Here is a 15,091-nt window from a genome sequence, read left to right as displayed (position 1 = left end):
TCGGTGGGCGGGACGCCCGGCTGAACACCACACGCTAGGTGGGCGTCCGCGTCCCGTCGCGCTTGTGCCGCTTCATCGCGATAGTGCACGTAGACGACGTTCTGCGCATTATTCTCAGTGGGTGGGAGAGGCGACGGGGCGACGACGGGCGGGGCTCGACTTCGCGCGCCGCACCCTCGTCCTCCAGCTGCTCGTCGTGCTCGTGGTGGTGGGGATCGCGACGATCGCCTACGGCCTGCTGAGCTCCTCCGAGAACCGCCAGGAGGCGCAGGCGACGGCGCTCGCGATCGCGCGGACGGCCGCCGAGGATCCCGCGCTCCGGGCCGCCGTGACGGCCGAGACCGCGGATCCCGGGGTCGCCACCGCGTCCGACCTCGCCGACGGTCCGGTGCAGCTGACAGCGGAGGCCGTGCGGGAGCGCACTGGCGCGCTGTTCGTCGTGGTCACCGACGACCGGGGGCTGCGGCTCGCGCACCCGGACCCGGCCGAGCTCGGGGAGCGCGTGAGCACGGATCCGACGGTCGCGCTCGCGGGGCGCGAGGAGGTGACCTGGGCGACCGGGACGCTCGGGGAGTCGGCGCGGGCGAAGGTGCCGGTGAGGGCGCTGGCGGACGCGGGTGCTCCCAGTGACGCGTCCGCCGACGACCCCGACCGCGTCGTCGGCGAGGTCAGCGTCGGCTTCGCGGCCGCCACGGTGCGCGACTCCATCGGCGTCGACGTCGCGGCCATCGCGGTCGTCGCCCTGCTCGCGCTCGGCGTCGGGGCGGTGGCCAGCGGGATCCTCTCGCGGCGGCTCGCGCGCCTCACCCTCGGCCTCCAGCCGTCCGAGCTCGCGGGCCTCGTGCAGGACCAGGCGGCCGTCCTCTCCGGCGTCGGCGAGGGCGTCCTCGGCATCGGACCCGACGGGCGGGTGACCGTCTGCAACCCGCGGGCCGCGGCGCTGCTCGGCCTCGTGGATCCGGTCGGCCGCACGCTCGCCGACCTCGGCGTCGCGCCGGTGCTGCGCGACGCGGTAGCCGAGGCGCAGGCCGGGGCCGCCGCCGGATCCCCGTCGCTGCGCGCGGTCGTCGACGACCGGCTCCTCTTCGTCGACGTCGCCCGCGTCGACCGCGACGGCCGCGACCTCGGCACCGTGATGGTGCTGCGCGACGAGACCGACATCGAGGCGATGAGCCGCCGCCTCACCGCCGTCACCGCGATGTCCACGGCGCTCCGCGTGCAGCGGCACGAGTTCGCGAACCGCCTCCACGTCGTGCGCGGCCTCGTCGCGACCGGCCGGGTCGACGAGGCCGACAGCTACCTCGCGGGCGTGCTCGAGCAGGGGCCCGTGGCGTTCCCGACGGTCGACGCCGGGCTCGTCGACGAGCCGTACCTGCAGGCGTTCCTCGGCGCGAAGGCGATGGAGGCGGAGGAGCGGGGCGTGGTGCTGCGGGTCGGACCCGGCACGCTCGTCCGCGGGATCCTGGTGCGGCCCGAGGAGGTCACCACCGTCCTCGGCAACCTCGTCGACAACGCCATGCACGCGGCCGTCCGCGGATCCCGCGCCGACAGGTGGGTGGAGGTGGAGGCGCTCGACGACGGGGCCGACCTGCACATCGCGGTGTCGGACTCGGGCGACGGGCTCGCCGCGTCCGATGCCGGACGCGTGTTCCAGCGGCGGGCGGACGACGTGGGCGGCACCGCGGAGGCGCTGCTGTCCGAGGGCTCGTCCGCGGGCGGTGCATCCGTCGCCGGCGCGGGCGGCCGCGGGGGAGCGGATCCCGCGCACGGACTCGGATTCGGCCTGCCGCTCGTGCGCGACATCGCCCGGCGCGACGGCGGCGACGTGTGGGTCGCGGATCCCGGCGGGCCGCCGCCTGACGCCGACTCCGGCGCGGTGTTCTGCGCGCGCCTGGCCGGCGTGGTCGAGCTGCCCGACGCGGATCCGCCCGCCCCCGCCCCCACCGACGACACCCGGACCGACACCGACCCCGACGGAGCCCGCGCATGACCGACGACCTCACCGTCCTCATCGTCGACGACGACTTCCGCATCGCCCGCCTGCACGAGGGCATCGTGGAGCAGGCGCCGGGCTTCCGGGCCGTCGGCACCGCGGGCAGCGTGCGCGCGGCGCTCGCCGTGCTCGACACGTCGCGCCCCGACCTCGTGCTCCTCGACGCGTACCTGCCCGACGGCAGCGGGATCGACCTCGTGCGGCGCATCGAGCCGGACGTGATCCTCGTCACGGCCGCCGACGACCCCGCAACCGTCCGCCGCGCCCTCCGCGGCGGCGCCGTCTCCTACCTCGTCAAGCCGTTCGCGCCGGAGCTGCTCACCGCGCGCCTGGCGGCCTACGCGGCGTTTCGCGCCGGCCTCGCGAGCGACCGCCCGCTCGACCAGGCCGGGATCGACCGCGCCATCCACGCCCTGCGGCCCGGCCGGGTCTCCGCGCGCGAGCGGCCGGCGACCGAGCAGGCCGTGCTGGACGCCCTGTCCGCATCGGATGCGGAGCTCAGCGCCCCCGAGATCGCCGAGCGCGTCGGCGTCTCCCGCGCCACCGCGCAGCGCTACCTCGGCGCGCTCGCCCGCGACCGCGTGGTCGACGTGCAGCTCAACTACGGATCCACGGGCCGCCCGGAGCACCGCTACCGGATCCTGCGGCCGCGGTGACGTCGCCGGTCGGACGTACGCTCTCCCGATGACCTCCCCGCTCGACCGCCCCTCCTGGCACGCGCCACGATCCGTCTCGCGTGCCGGCATCAGCAGGGCCGCCGTGGCGCGCTGGCTCGACGCCTACGTCGCCGCCTGGCGGTCCTACGAGCCCGCCGACATCGCGGCCCTGTGGTCGGAGGACGCAGTGTGGCACTACCCGTTCGAGATCCGCGCGACGGGACGCGCCGCCATCGTCGCGGAGTGGATGGCCGAGCGCGACGCCTTCGTCGGCGAGCGCTTCGAGGCCGAGTACCAGCCGGTGGTGGTCGAGGGGCACACCGCGGTCGCGCACGGGCGCACCGTCTTCCTCGCGTCGGACGGCGACGAGGTCGTCACGGCGTACGACAACATCTGGTTCCTCCGGTTCGACGCCGACGGCCGGTGCACGGAGTTCCACGAGTGGTACGCCGGTCGCCCCGAGGACGAGCCGGACCGCGCCGTCCCGCGCCGATGACCGTCCGCGAGCGGGTGTCGCGCCCGTAGGCTCGACGGATGTCCGACGCAGGAGCCCAGGTCGTCCACTTCCATCGGAAGCACCACGACGCGATCGTGAGCGGCGAGAAGGTCACCACCGTGCGCTTCGCCGAGGACCTGCGGGTCGGCCCGGCGACGTTCGTCTTCGACGAGCACCCCACCGCGGTCCCCCTCGCCGGACGGGTCACCTCCGTGCGGCGGCACCTCCTGGCGGATCTGACGCCGGCGGACGCGCACCAGCCTCCGGGCACGGACATGGCGCTCTTCGCCGAGCAGCTGCGCGAGAACTATTACCCCGCGATGCCGGCGTCGGCGGCCGTCGTGGTCGCGGAGATCGAGCTGCAGGACAGCTCGCCCCTGGCCTGAGTCGAGCGACGGCCCGGCCACGGCGCATGCGGGACCGGGCCGTGAGGTGATGCGGAGGAGCGGATCAGCTCCCGACGACCACCGGCAGCGGCACCTCGTCGGCCGCGAGCTCCTCGCTCGTGGATCCGAGGACCTCGGCGACGGACGCGCGGATGATCGCGAGCCCCTCCTCGATCTCGGCGTCGGTGATGGTGAGGGCGGGCAGCACCTTCATGACCGTCCCGCCGGCACCGCTCGTCTCCATGAGCATGCCGCGCTCGAACGCCGCCCGGCAGACCGCGCCGGCGAGATCGCCCGAGGGGAACTCGATGCCGCGCGCGAGCCCGCGGCCGCGCACCTTCAGCTGCATCTCCGGCGCGGCCGAGGCGGCGATCTCGGTGAAGACCTCGTGGATGCGCTCGCCCTTGCGCAGCGTGGACGCCTCGAGCTCGCCGTCGGCCCAGTAGAGCCGCAGCGCCTCGGCGCCCGTGAGGAACGCGGGCGCGATGCCGCGGAAGGTGCCGTTGTGCTCGCCCGGCTTCCACTGGTCGAGCTCCGGCTTGAGGAGCGTGAGCGCCATGGGCAGGCCGTAGCCGCCGATGGACTTGGAGAGCGTGACGATGTCGGGGACGATGCCCGACTCCTCGAAGCTGAAGAACCCGCCCGTGCGGCCGCAGCCCATCTGCACGTCGTCGACGATGAGCACGATGCCGTGGCGAGTGGTGAGGTCGCGCAGCTTCCGCAGCCACTCGGGCGTAGCGACGTTGATGCCGCCCTCGCCCTGCACGGTCTCGACGATGACCCCGGCAGGGGTGTCGAAGCCGGAGCCCGAGTCGTCGAGCAGCTTCTCGAAGTACGCGAGGCTGTCGGTCTCGCCGCCGAGGTAGCCGTCGAACGGCACCGCGACCGCGTGGTGCAGCGGGTGCCCGGCGCCGCCGCGCTTGAGCGCGTTGCCGGTGACCGCGAGCGCGCCCTCGGTCATGCCGTGGAACGAGTTGGTGAAGTGGACGATCGTGGTGCGGCCGGTGACCTTGCGCGCGAGCTTCAGCGCCGCCTCGACCGCGTTCGCGCCGCCCGGGCCGGGGAACATGATGCGGTAGTCGAGCCCGCGCGGCTGGAGGATGACGTCCTGGAAGGTCTGCAGGAAGTCGCGGCGGGCCTCCGTGAACATGTCGAGGGAGTGCGTGACGCCGTCTCGGAGGATGTAGTCGACGAGCTTCTGCTTGAGCCCCGGGTTGTTGTGCCCGTAGTTGAGCGCGCCGGCGCCCGCGAAGAAGTCGAGGTAGCGATCGCCGTCGGCCGTGAACATCTCGCTGCCCACCGCGCGGTCGAACACGACCGGCCAGCCGCGGCTGTAGCTCCGGACCTCGGACTCCATCTGCTCGAAGATCGTCATGCCGTGTCGCTCCTTGATGCTCATCGGCGACCTGGGTCGATCGCCGCACGTCGGGCGGGCTCGTGGCTCCGGGCGACGGGGAAGGCGCTGCGATGCGCAGCCCCTCCATCGTCGCACCTCCTCCCGACATCGCTGAATCCCTCGGGCGAGGGATCTCGGTAGGGTCGCGGCATGGCCGCATCCGGGGACGTCGATCCGCTCGGGGCCCCGGGGACCGCGATGCTCGACGTCGACGGCCGGCGGGTGCGGCACCGCGTGACGGGCTCCGGGGATCCGCTCCTCCTCCTGCACGGCATCGGCCGCAGCCTCGAGGACTGGGACGAGCAGCACGCCCGCCTCTCCGCCGGCCACGAGCTGCACAGCCTCGACCTGCCGGGGTTCGGCTGGTCGGATCCCGTCGCCGGGCCCACCACGCTCGAGTCGCTCGCCGACGCGCTGCCCGCGTACCTCGACGCGGCGGGCGTCGCGGGTCCCGTGACCGTGGTCGGCAACTCCCTCGGCGGCGCGGTCGCCATGACCCTCGCGACCCGGCACCCGGATCGCGTGCGCGCTCTCGTGCTCGCCGACAGCGCGGGCTTCGGCCGGCAGGTCACCGTCGGTCTCCGGATGCTCGCCTTCGACCCGCTCGCGACGCTGCTGATGCGCCCGACGCCCGGCAACTCGCGCCGCTCGACCCGCACGATCTTCCACGACCCCGCGCTCACGACCGACGCGCGCGTGCGGCACGCGCAGGAGCTGTCGGCCCGGCCGACCCACGCGGCGACGATGCTCGACATCGCGCGCGACCTCGGCACCGTCCGCGGCGTCAGCTCGCGCTGGCGTCGGCCGCTCGTGGAGGGCGTGCGGGAGTCGCGCCTGCCGGTGCTCGCGGTGTGGGGCGACCGCGACCGGATCCTCCCGCCCGCGCACCTCGCGGCCGTCGCGCGCGAGCTCCCCGACGCGCGCACGCGCCTGATCCCCGACTGCGGGCACATGCCCCAGATCGAGCGGCCCGATCTCTTCGCGGGCCTGGTGGAGGACTTCCTCGCGTCGCTGCCCTGATGCTTTTGCGAGGCTCATGGCACCTATTCGGGGGATCTGTGATGTGACGATCGGCATGCGGGAATTGGCTACTCTCGCCTTATGACATATCTAGCCACAGTCGTCCGCGTCATGATCGCGTCTCCCTCGGATGTCGCAGATTCGCGCGATGCTGTAGAGCGCGCGATATACGGCTGGAACGATGCAAATTCGGAATCGAAAGGCATAATCCTGCAGCCGTGGCGCTGGGAGACATCGGCTATACCTCTCCTGGGTGCGCATCCGCAGCAGTTGATCAACTCACAAGGAGTCGATCAATCAGACATAGTCTTTGCAATGTTCGCCGGAAGACTCGGATCTGCGACACCTGATGCAATATCCGGAACGGCGGAAGAGATTAACCGCGCAGTCGGCGCGGGTAAGCCAGTACACCTCTACTTCTCATCGGCTGATTTGCCAGCGGATGTTGATACGGATCAGCTTGCAGCGGTCAGGGCCTTTCGTGCGGACATGGAGTCGAAGGGCCTCTTAGGCGAATATAAGAACGTAAGCCAACTTCAACATGAGGTTTGGAAGGCCATCGAACACGACATTGCTGACCTTACGCCTACGGACTTAGCCCCATCTGCGACGCGCAGAGGTATCGAGTTTCTCGTGCAGCCCAAACGTGAAAGTGATGTGACGTACAACACAAAGGGGCAGCCGAAAAACCGAACGCGTACATGGCTAGAGGTCACAAACAACGGTGGCGTTGACGCCCAAGGTGTTACCTATGCATCAGTCGGAGAACCGACTTCTATGCATATCGCAACCAGTGACGGCCCAACCGTTGTGCACGCTGGCCAAACGCGTCGAGTCAACACGGCATTCACATACGGCGGCGGCGAAAGTATTTTGCGTATAACCTGGACTGAAGACGGCAGGTCGGTATCAAAAGACTTTTATGTCGACTGAGATCCTTTAAATAGGGCCTTCCGTAAATTGGGCACAATAGCCCGCTTGGTATTCCGCGATCATAGTCGGAATCATGGAAAGTCTTACCCTCGTCGGTTAAAGGCTGCCTCGTTTCCGGGATCAAGGCCTAGGAGCGGTCGTCGTCCTCGGCGTCGGCGTCGTCGTCATCCTCGGCGGCCGCGCTCGCCTCGGCCGCCGCGGCCGCGTGCCGGCCCGCGGGGGAGAGCACCTGATCGTGGCGGGCGGCGAGGGCCTCGAGGCCGTCGTGGGCGGCGACGCGGACGGAGGTGTCGGGATCCGTCAGCGCGCGGCGGATGACCTCCTCGTCGGACGGGCCGCCGACGGCGCCGAGCGCGCGGAGGGCGGCGCCGCGGACGCGGGCGTTCTCGTCGGTGACGAGCACGGTGAGGGCGCGCACGAGCGGCAGCTGCCGGGTCGCGACGACCTTGGCGCACGCCTCGCGCACGCGCCAGGCGCGGTTCGTGAGGTTCTTCTCGACGACCTTCGCGGCCTCGGGCGTCCAGGCGTAGAGGAGCGCGCGGGCGCCCCACGCTTCGGGCCAGTAGAGGGGAGGTGCGCCGTTGAGGATCCCGCGGGCGTGGCGTCCGCCGACCAGCAGCAGGAAGTCGTCGCCCTCGTACAGCCCGTCCAGCAGGCCCATCGCCCGCAGGGCGACCTCCCGCTCGCTCGTGCGCGACACCGCGTCGCTCATGCGCGTCGCGAGGGAGTCCTCGCGACGGCGGGGGTCATCTCCGTCAGCCATGCGGACAACCGTATCGGCTGCGGCAGGCCGGCCCCGCCGCCCGAGGACGGCGGGACCGGCGGATCAGCCGGCCTGTGTGTTGAAGAGCAGCCCCAGCAGGTAGGTGGCACCGGCCGCGCCGAAGCCGATGACCAGCTGGCGTCCCGCGCGGCGCAGCGGCGGGCCGCCCGAGAGGAGGCCGGTGACCGCGCCCGTGATCGACAGCGCGATGGCCACGAGCACGCACGCGACCGCGAGGGCCGCGAGGCCCTGCAGGCCGAAGAGGTAGGGGAGCACCGGGATCACGGCGCCGGACGCGAAGAAGCAGAAGCTCGAGATGGCCGCGCCCCAGGCGGTGCCGACGCTCTCGTGGTCGTCCTCCGGTGCGGCGACGCCCGCGATGCTGACCGGGATCGGCCGGGTCTCGGCCGCGAGGTCGCGCAGCACCTCGTCGGCGTGCGTCAGCGCCTCCTCCTCCGTCATGCCGCGAGCGCGGTAGACGAGGGCGAGCTCGTTGGCGTCGACGTCGAGGTGGGGGAGGGCGTCGCGCGTGCCCGGATCCGGGGCCGAGGCCTCGAGCAGCTCGCGCTGGGAGCGCACCGACACGAACTCGCCCGCGCCCATGGAGAGCGCGCCGGCGAGGAGGCCCGCGAGGCCCGTGGCGAGGATCACGGCGTTGGGCACGCCCGTGGCGGTGATGCCGAGCACGAGCGCCAGGTTGCTGACGAGCCCGTCGTTGGCGCCGAACACGGCGGCGCGGAACGTGCCCGACAGGCGCATGCGCCCGCGGGTGGCGAGGCCGCGCACGACCTCCTCGTGCACGCGCTCGTCGGCGGCCATGGCGTCGGTCGCGTCGGCGTCGTCCGCGTACGGCGAGCGGCTCTCGGCGCGCTGCGCGAGCGCCAGCACGAAGACGGATCCGAAGCGGCGGGCGAGCAGGCCGAGGATCCGCGTGCGGATGTCGCCGCGCACGGGCTTGCCGACGCGGTCGCCGAGCAGCTCGATCCAGTGGTCGGCGTGGCGGCCCTCGGCCTCGGCGAGGGCGAGCAGGATCTCGCGCTCCTCGCCCGTGCGGCGACCGGCGAGGTCGCGGTAGACGGCGGCCTCGGCGCGCTCGTCGGCGAGGTACTGCCGCCAGCGGCGCACCTGGGCGGGCGTCGGATCGGGCGTGAGGGCAGGGGGCATGGATGTCATGGGTCCTCCGGTCGGGCGACGGCCGGGAACCTGGGAGGGTCTCCGGCCGACGCGACGGCGCATCGTGCGCCTGTCGTTCGTCTGGCCGAAGGTCTCGTCCGCCCGCCGCTCGTGCTCGTGGCGGGTGATGCACCGGGCCCGGGGGCCAGCATGTCGACGCATCGCCGTCCGGCTCGAAGGCCGGGGGGACTACTCCCCTTCGAGAGGAGACCCTAGCGCACGGGTCCGAGCGGCCCGGGTGCCCCCGTCGCTCAGGCTGCCGGCAGCAGCACGATGACCAGCGGCAGCACGGGGAGCGCGCACGCGACGGCGCACAGCAGCCGCAGCGCGATCCGGTGCCCGCCGCGGGGGTGGCGCATGCGGTCGGCGCGGAGGGCGGAGAGGCCGCCGTCGGGATCCAGCTTGCGGAGGGCCGCGGCGACCGTGGCCGGTCCGGCGACCCGGGCCGCGTGGTCGTCGGCGATGAACTCGATGGCGATGGTGGTGGAGAGCGCGAGGCGCTGGCTGGCGGGCAGCGCCGGCAGGATCGCGCGGGAGACCTGGGCGATCCGCACCGCGAGCGCGTGCCGCTGCTCCAGGTGCGCGGTCTCGTGCTCGAGCACGGCCGCGAGCTCGTCGTCGTCGAGGCGGGCGCGCGCCTCGGTGGTGAGGAGGATCACGCCGGTCGCGGGGGAGAGCGCGGCGAGCGGCACGTCGGACTCGACGAGGCGCGCATCCCGCCCGGCCACCCGGTACGGCCGCGACGCGAGCAGCAGCGTCGCCACCTCGCCCGCGCGCTGCCTGGCCTCGCGCACCACCCGGCCGCCCTCCTCCACGATGCGGAACAGCAGCACGCCGAGCACGCCGGCGGCCACGTAGGCCAGCGGGATCGCGGCGACGGGCGCCGTGTCCGCGTCCTGCTGCGGGCCGGCGCCCGCCTGCATCGCCATGCCCTGGTGGATGAGGAGGCCGAGCCCCGATCCGAGGCTCAGCACCGCCGTGACGAGGAACCCGTGCCAGGCCGCGAGCATCGCGACGGGACGCTGCGCGACGAGCGGCAGGCGGCCGAGGAGGAGCGGCGCCAGGAGGGTGACCGTGACGTAGCACTCCAGCAGGAGCACCGCGCGGACCGTGTCGCTCACTGGTCGCGCTCCGATCGGGTGGTGCGTGGGTGCCGGTGATGCGGGTGCCGGGGATCCGGTCAGATGGTCTCGGGGAGGGCCTTCGCGTTGTCGATGACCTGGCTCAGCACGGTCTTCAGGCCCTCGAGCTGCTCCTCCGTCATGGAGAGGCGGTCGCGGATCTGCTGCGGGATGTCGACGGCCTTCTCGCGGAGCTCGCGGCCCTGGTCGGTGAGGCCGATCTCCAGCACGCGCTCGTCCGTGGCCCGGCGGACGCGCCACACGTGGCCCATCGCCTCCAGCCGCTTGAGGAGCGGGGACAGCGTGGCGCTGTCGAGCTGGAGCTCGTGGCTCAGGTCCTTGACCGAGCGGGGCCCGCGGGCCCAGAGGGCGAGGAGCACGAGGTACTGGGGGTGGGTGAGCCCCAGCGGGTCGAGGATGGGTCGGTAGAGGGCGGTCACGCTGCGGGCGGCGACGACGAGCGAGTAGCTGACCTGCCTGTCGAGCGCGAGCGGGTCCTGCAGGTCCTGCGGTGTTGACATGGTTCCTCCGCGGGTCATTCTGTCACTCCGTGTTGCTAACCCCGGGGCCATCGGGCCTCAGCAACCGGATCTGTGGAAAGGCTCCTGCTTGTGAGGGATTCGGAGCGGCAGCCTCAGGCGGCGGGTCTGGCCGCCGTCGGGATCAGCCGGGCCTCGAGCTCGGCGGCCGTCTCGACCACCGCGATGGTGCCCGCCGCCTCCGCCGGGCTGCCGTAGCCCCAGCCGACCATCACGGTCGGGATCCCGTGGGCGGCCGCGCCGAGGACGTCATGCTCGCGGTCGCCCACCATCACCGCGTTGCCGAGGTCGACCCCGGCCTCGCGCAGTCGGCGCAGGGCCTCCTCGATGACGTCGGCCTTCGCGGATCGCACCTCGTCCTCGCTCGCGCCGCAGATCTCGGTGAAGAAGGGGGTGAGGCCGTAGTGGTCGAGCACGCGGCGGGCCTGCGACTCGGGCTTGCTGGTGGCGAGGGAGAGCGGGATGCCGGCCGCGTGGATCGCGCGCAGCACCTCGGGGACGCCGGCGTACACCGAGCTGTCGAAGACGCCGCCGCCCGCGTAGCCCTCGCGGTAGTGGGCGAGCGCGCGCTGCTGGGCGTCGTCGTCCATGCCTGCGAGGTCGCGGAACGAGTCGAGGATGGGCGGGCCGACGTACTCGAGGAGCTGCGCCGGGCCGGGCACGGGCAGGCCCATGAAGACCAGCGTCTTCGCGAGCTGCGCGGTGATCCCGGGGGCCGAGTCGGTGATGGTGCCGTCGAGGTCGAAGAGGATGCAGCTCCAGGGCGCGGAGCCGACGACGGCGGCGGACGGCGTGGACGTGTCGGGTGCGGTCACGCTGCCACCCTACGAGGGTCGTGCGGGTGCCCGCCGGGAACCCGCACCCTCACTGCTGCGTGAGGCCGTGCTCCGTCTTCTCCCAGTAGTGCGGACGGGTGAGCAGCTGCCAGAGGCCCTTGTACGCGGCGATGGAGTGCAGGATCCAGTACACCGGGTTGAGCAGCGACCACAGGATCAGGTGGAAGGTGCCGCGCTTGAACGGCCCCATCATCGAGACGTAGACCATGACCCCGTTGCCGATGAGGAAGTTGAACAGGCTCGTCCAGAGCGCCCACGCCGGGAAGACGGAGGTGAGGACCGTGCTCGGGATCGCGAGCGACGCGATGGTCACGAGGTAGAAGGGGATGACGCCGAGGAACGTGGCCGGCGTCCCGCCGATGAGCAGCGCGAACGACAGGAAGCGCACGATCCCGACCTCGCGGATGAGGGCGACGGGGCGCCGGGCGTGCACGAGCGTCGTCTGCATGTACCCCTTGATCCACCGCGAGCGCTGGCGGATGAAGTTCGGGATGGAGGTGTTCGCCTCCTCCATGGTCGTGGAGTTGATGACGCCCACGCGGTAGCCGACGGCCGAGGCGCGGATGCCGAGGTCGGCGTCCTCCGTCACGTTGTAGGGGTCCCAGCCGCCGAGCTCGACGAGCGCGCCCGTGCGGAAGTGGTTGGAGGTGCCGCCGAGGGGGATCGGCAGCTCCGAGTGGTCGAGGCCCGCGAGCATGTAGTCGAACCAGTACGAGTACTCGAGCGTGAACATGCGCGTGAGCGCGTTCTCGGTCGCGTTGAAGTAGTTGAGCGCGGCCTGCACGCACACCATCTCGGGCCCGCCGCGCTCGAACGCGATGAGGGCCTTCTTGAGCTGGTCGGGATCCGGCGTGTCCTCGGCGTCGTAGATCACGAGGAACTCGCCCGACGCGAGCGTGAGGCCGACGTTGCAGGCGCGCGGCTTGGTCTGCGGCTGGCCGGCGGGCACGGTGACGATGTGGAAGTGGGCGGGCGGATCCGCGTGGACGATCGCATCCCGCGTCTCGGAGTCCTCCTCCTCGATGAGGATGAGCACCTCGAGCTTGTGCGCCGGGTAGTCGAGGCCGCCGAGGTTCTCGATGAGCTGGGCGACGATGTTCGCCTCCCGGAACACCGGCACGAGGACCGTGTAGACGGGCAGGTCGGCGTCGTCGAGGCGCGCGACCTCCGCGTCGGTGACGCGCTCCACCACGTCGAAGCGCGCCCCCTGCAGCGCCACCAGGAACTTGAACGTCGTCGCCGCGAGGAACGCGAGGCTCACCGCGGAGAGCGCGCCGACGGCGGTCTGCCGCGGCCACACCACGGCCAGCGCCACGAGGAGGATCGCGGCCACCAGGGCGCCCGCCTTTTGCCCGCGCGAGAAGACGAAGCGGCCGGACAGCTCGGGGTTCCGCCGGAATAGCCGGTTGGCGGCGTCGTCCGCGACGGCCTCGCCGAAGAGGCGGAGGACGGCGTCCTTCAGCTCCCACGCGTCGACGAGCGTGACCGAGATCGGCCCGCCCAGCTCCGCGGCCAGCGCGGCCTCGAACCCCGGATCCCGGCGCCGCTCCTCTGCGGCGACGAGCTGCCGGCCGTCGTCGAGCCGTCGGACGGGGAGCCAGCCCTCGGCGAGGTAGCGCGCGCGGTCGCCCGGCCGGGCGAGGTCCGGGTCGATCCCGTCCGTCCACGTCGGCTGCGCGATCGTCATCTCACGCCCACCCGAGGACGCGGGCGATGGATCCCATCCAGTCGAGCACCACGGGCCGGTTGTACGCGGCCGCCCAGGCGATGGCGATCTGCACGGCGGCGACGACCGTGATGAGCACGTCGGCCCGTCGCGTGGTCGCGGCCGGGAGGATCGCCATGCCCATCATCGTCATGATGAAGAAGGTGTTGCCTGCGGAGTTGGCAGGGATCAGGCCGAGGATGTAGCCCGTCAGCAGGCCGAGGAACAGCAGCGTGGAGATGAGCACGGCGCCGGGGCGGCGGACCAGGAGCGCGAGGATCCAGCCGGAGATCATCGGGGCGAGCAGCAGGAACCCGTTGAGGGTGGTGACGAGCTGCGGCACGGTCGCCCAGAGCACGGGGTCGTAGTGGAACTGCGCCTCGATGAACGCGAAGGGCCGGTGCAGGAACACGAGCTGCAGGAACGACACGGTGAGGAACGCCGAGAGGGTCGGGAACAGGAGCACGAGGATGTTCGACGCCCGGGCCCCGCGCTCCCCGCGGCGGGCCAGCGTGACCAGCGGCGCGGCCAGCCCGATGACGACGATGTAGACGATGCCGCTCGCGCTCGAGAGGGCCGCGAGCGAGAACAGCAGCCCCGCGCGGAAGCCGGCCTGCGTGTTCCGGTAGGCGACGAACCGGACCATGCTGGTCGCGCCCACGCCGAACGCCGCGACGCCGAGGAACGCCTCGAGGTTGGTGGTCACCATGTGGGCGAACAGGGGGTTGGCGCCGAGGGCCGCCATGAACATGGCGGACTCGACCGGTGGGAAGCGGCGCTGCTGCATCGCCTGGAGCATCTGCTGCAGGAACGGACCCGCGATGAGCGCGCCGACGATCCCGAGGCCGAGCGTCCCGCCTGGCGTGATGGCCGCGATGACCGTCCCGACGGGCGGGTAGAGGTCGCCCACCCACGCGGCGTCGGCGCGGGTCCAGTCGATCCGGGCGACCCGCGCGAGGAGGTCGGCGTTCACCGTGCTCATCGCCGGGGGCGTCTGCGCGGCCGCCCGCTCGCCGAGGATCGCGACCACGACGTACGGGAGGGAGAAGAGCAGGCGCAGCAGCCAGCGGTTCCCGCGGCGGCGCGGATACGGGTCGATGCGCACGCGCGCGACGGTCGGTCCCGCTCCGGGCCCGGCACCGGCTCCGGCTGCTCGCGCGGCGGCGCGGGAGGCGGTGGCGTCCATCGTCGTCACGGCGTCGACCCGGCGATCGCTTCCACACGCCTCACGTCCACCCCCGGCCATGCGGCGATGAGCCGTCGCCCGTCAGACGCTAGGCACGGGTCCGAGCAGTGCACAGCCCCCGAACGGGGACACGTCGCGCGATGGACAGGCGGGCGCTCGCGACGCGGCGGGCCGCGGGCGGATCGGGTCAGAACAGGCGGGAGTGCCCGTCGTCCATCCCGCGCATGGCGTCGTAGTCGAGGAGGAGACAGCGGATGCCGCGGTCCTCGGCGAGCGTGCGGGCCTGCGGCTTGATCTCCTGCGCGGCGTAGACGCCCGTGACCGGCGCGAGGTGCGGATCCCGGTTCATCAGCTCGAGGTAGCGCGTGAGCTGCTCGACGCCGTCGATGTCGCCGCGCCGCTTGAGCTCCACCGCGACGGACTTCCCGGACGCGTCGCGCGCGAGGATGTCGACCGGCCCGATGGCCGTCATGTACTCGCGGCGCACGAGCTCGTGGCCGTCGCCCAGCAGGTGGATCTGCTCGGCCAGCAGCTTCTGCAGGTGCGCCTCCACGCCGTCCTTCACGAGGCCGGGATCGACGCCGAGGTCGTGCGCGGAGTCGTGCAGCACCTCGTGGATCGAGACGACGAGCATGTCGGCCGTCTTCGGCTGCACGACGCGCCAGATCTCGCGGACGCCCGCGAGCGCCTGGTCGTCGTCGGGCTCGACCTCGACGATCGTGCAGGGCGGGCTCATCCAGTTGAGCGGCTTGTAGGAGCCGCCGTCCGAGTGGACGAGGAGGCTCCCATCGGCCTTGACCATGAGGAGGCGGGTGGCGAGGGGGAGATGCGCGCTGAGGCGGCCGGCGTAGTCGACGGAGCAGCGGGCGATGACGAGACGCACCCGGC

At 72.3% G+C, this 15,091-nt stretch carries 15 protein-coding genes; 6 read left to right on the top strand and 9 right to left on the bottom strand.

The genetic code is table 11. The annotated features are described in order from the left end of the window. Positions 1–121 precede the first annotated feature (121 nt). Genes NL142_RS15190 through NL142_RS15175 form a run of 4 tightly spaced genes read left to right on the top strand, consistent with a single transcriptional unit; the run spans position 122 to position 3,531 of the window. A complete protein-coding gene (locus NL142_RS15190; protein WP_435080367.1) occupies positions 122–1,990 on the top strand; it encodes a sensor histidine kinase in 1,869 nt (622 codons plus the stop codon). Then, a complete protein-coding gene (locus tag NL142_RS15185) occupies positions 1,987–2,649 on the top strand; it encodes a response regulator transcription factor (RefSeq protein ID WP_435080366.1) in 663 nt (220 codons plus the stop codon). Before NL142_RS15190 ends, NL142_RS15185 begins: the two co-directional genes overlap by 4 nt. 28 nt (positions 2,650–2,677) lie before the next feature. Next, complete coding sequence (locus NL142_RS15180; protein WP_194684155.1) at positions 2,678–3,145, top strand: YybH family protein; 468 nt, start codon at positions 2,678–2,680, stop codon at positions 3,143–3,145. Positions 3,146–3,183: 38 nt separating this feature from the next. Then, positions 3,184–3,531 (top strand): ASCH domain-containing protein, encoded by a 348-nt coding sequence (locus tag NL142_RS15175; RefSeq protein WP_194684157.1) that lies wholly within the window; start codon positions 3,184–3,186, stop codon positions 3,529–3,531. A gap of 64 nt (positions 3,532–3,595) precedes the next feature. Here the strand turns inward: NL142_RS15175 and ectB are convergent, their stop codons facing one another. Further along, positions 3,596–4,930, bottom strand: coding sequence for a diaminobutyrate--2-oxoglutarate transaminase (ectB, locus tag NL142_RS15170; protein WP_435080365.1), 1,335 nt, complete (start codon positions 4,928–4,930; stop codon positions 3,596–3,598). 147 nt (positions 4,931–5,077) lie between these two features. On the opposite strand from ectB, the gene NL142_RS15165 reads away from it, so the two are divergent. Both NL142_RS15165 and NL142_RS15160 read left to right on the top strand, forming a co-directional pair. After that, a complete protein-coding gene (locus NL142_RS15165) occupies positions 5,078–5,947 on the top strand; it encodes an alpha/beta fold hydrolase (protein ID WP_435080364.1) in 870 nt (289 codons plus the stop codon). A 111-nt stretch (positions 5,948–6,058) separates the two neighbouring features. Next, entirely contained in the window at positions 6,059–6,880 is an 822-nt protein-coding gene (locus NL142_RS15160) for a DUF4062 domain-containing protein (RefSeq protein WP_435080363.1), read from the top strand. Positions 6,881–7,007: 127 nt separating this feature from the next. On the opposite strand, the gene NL142_RS15155 is transcribed toward NL142_RS15160, so the two are convergent. From NL142_RS15155 to nucS, 8 genes are all read right to left on the bottom strand, one after another. Next, positions 7,008–7,643, bottom strand: coding sequence for a HEAT repeat domain-containing protein (locus NL142_RS15155; RefSeq protein WP_435080362.1), 636 nt, complete (start codon positions 7,641–7,643; stop codon positions 7,008–7,010). Positions 7,644–7,706: 63 nt separating this feature from the next. Beyond that, positions 7,707–8,816, bottom strand: coding sequence for a VIT1/CCC1 transporter family protein (locus NL142_RS15150; protein WP_435080361.1), 1,110 nt, complete (start codon positions 8,814–8,816; stop codon positions 7,707–7,709). A gap of 251 nt (positions 8,817–9,067) precedes the next feature. Next, on the bottom strand, positions 9,068–9,937 hold the full coding sequence (locus NL142_RS15145) for a M56 family metallopeptidase (RefSeq protein ID WP_435080360.1): 870 nt from the start codon (positions 9,935–9,937) through the stop codon (positions 9,068–9,070). 59 nt (positions 9,938–9,996) lie between these two features. Continuing rightward, positions 9,997–10,458, bottom strand: coding sequence for a MarR family winged helix-turn-helix transcriptional regulator (locus NL142_RS15140; RefSeq protein WP_043583791.1), 462 nt, complete (start codon positions 10,456–10,458; stop codon positions 9,997–9,999). Between the two features lie 113 nt (positions 10,459–10,571). Then, positions 10,572–11,291, bottom strand: coding sequence for an HAD family hydrolase (locus NL142_RS15135; protein ID WP_435080359.1), 720 nt, complete (start codon positions 11,289–11,291; stop codon positions 10,572–10,574). Positions 11,292–11,340: 49 nt separating this feature from the next. Next, the gene (locus NL142_RS15130; protein WP_435080358.1) at positions 11,341–12,999 is read right to left on the bottom strand and encodes a glycosyltransferase family 2 protein; all 1,659 of its coding nucleotides are present in this window, start codon (positions 12,997–12,999) and stop codon (positions 11,341–11,343) included. Position 13,000: 1 nt separating this feature from the next. Beyond that, the gene (locus NL142_RS15125; RefSeq protein ID WP_435080357.1) at positions 13,001–14,122 is read right to left on the bottom strand and encodes a hypothetical protein; all 1,122 of its coding nucleotides are present in this window, start codon (positions 14,120–14,122) and stop codon (positions 13,001–13,003) included. Between the two features lie 268 nt (positions 14,123–14,390). Then, positions 14,391–15,086 carry an endonuclease NucS gene (gene nucS, locus NL142_RS15120; RefSeq protein WP_043583795.1) on the bottom strand — a complete coding sequence of 232 codons (696 nt, stop codon included), beginning with the start codon at positions 15,084–15,086 and terminating at the stop codon, positions 14,391–14,393. Positions 15,087–15,091 lie beyond the last annotated feature (5 nt).

The organism is Clavibacter quasicaliforniensis (assembly GCF_051201715.1).
Classification (GTDB): domain Bacteria; phylum Actinomycetota; class Actinomycetes; order Actinomycetales; family Microbacteriaceae; genus Clavibacter; species Clavibacter seminis.
Note: the sequence above shows the minus strand (reverse complement) of the source record. Positions and strands in the feature narration are given on the sequence as shown.

Bases quoted from the DNA above. Each gene is read 5' to 3' on its own strand.
- NL142_RS15185 (WP_435080366.1), top strand. From the start codon at position 1,987: ATGACCGACGACCTCACCGTCCTCATCGTCGACGACGACTTCCGCATC.
- NL142_RS15180 (WP_194684155.1), top strand. From the start codon at position 2,678: ATGACCTCCCCGCTCGACCGCCCCTCCTGGCACGCGCCACGATCCGTC.
- NL142_RS15140 (WP_043583791.1), bottom strand. From the start codon at position 10,458: ATGTCAACACCGCAGGACCTGCAGGACCCGCTCGCGCTCGACAGGCAG.
- NL142_RS15130 (WP_435080358.1), bottom strand. From the start codon at position 12,999: ATGACGATCGCGCAGCCGACGTGGACGGACGGGATCGACCCGGACCTC.
- NL142_RS15155 (WP_435080362.1), bottom strand. From the start codon at position 7,643: ATGGCTGACGGAGATGACCCCCGCCGTCGCGAGGACTCCCTCGCGACG.
- ectB (WP_435080365.1), bottom strand. From the start codon at position 4,930: ATGAGCATCAAGGAGCGACACGGCATGACGATCTTCGAGCAGATGGAG.
- NL142_RS15165 (WP_435080364.1), top strand. From the start codon at position 5,078: ATGGCCGCATCCGGGGACGTCGATCCGCTCGGGGCCCCGGGGACCGCG.
- NL142_RS15175 (WP_194684157.1), top strand. From the start codon at position 3,184: ATGTCCGACGCAGGAGCCCAGGTCGTCCACTTCCATCGGAAGCACCAC.
- NL142_RS15160 (WP_435080363.1), top strand. From the start codon at position 6,059: ATGATCGCGTCTCCCTCGGATGTCGCAGATTCGCGCGATGCTGTAGAG.
- NL142_RS15150 (WP_435080361.1), bottom strand. From the start codon at position 8,816: ATGACATCCATGCCCCCTGCCCTCACGCCCGATCCGACGCCCGCCCAG.